Annotated in this window: 1 protein-coding gene; it reads left to right on the forward strand. The window is 39.1% G+C overall.

Features of this window, described 5'->3' with window-relative positions; genetic code table 11:
- Positions 1–622: cation transporter (locus SE27_RS14770; protein WP_455550036.1), on the forward strand; the 622-nt coding region annotated here is incomplete at both ends.

Below are 622 nucleotides of genomic sequence, written 5' to 3' on the forward strand. Positions count from 1 at the left end.
TACGATTGAGGGTATGTCATGTGCTTCTTGTGTAGGTCGAGTAGAAAAAGCCTTAAAATCTGTTGAGGGTGTGGAATCAGCACATGTAAATCTGGCTACTGAAAAAGCGACTATTCAGGCAAGCTCATCTGTCACTCGTGACTCGTTAATTCAGGCTGTCACCAAAGCAGGGTTTGAAGCAAAGTCAGTTCATCAAACTACGGAAAGCTTTCAAGATAAAAAGAATATTGAATTAGAAAAACTTAAAAAAGATTTAATTTTGTCAGTCTTATTGACTCTACCCGTTTTTATTTTAGAAATGGGATCACACCTGATTCCCGCCTTTCATACGTTTATGATGGATAACATTGGCCAACAAAATAGCTGGTTAATGCAATTTTTCTTGACCACAGTAGCATTAATTTTTCCAGGCCGACGCTTCTTCAAAAAGGGCATCCCAAGTTTATTCCGCTTAGCACCAGACATGAATTCCTTGGTGGCTGTAGGAACATTGGCTGCTTATCTTTATTCAGTGGTTGCTACTTTCTTTCCAAGTGTCCTGCCACAAGGCACGGTCAATGTTTATTATGAAGCTGCAGCGGTTATTATCACTTTAATTCTATTAGGTAGATTTTTTGAAGCC

This window comes from Acinetobacter harbinensis, assembly GCF_000816495.1.
GTDB classification, from domain to species: domain Bacteria; phylum Pseudomonadota; class Gammaproteobacteria; order Pseudomonadales; family Moraxellaceae; genus Acinetobacter; species Acinetobacter harbinensis.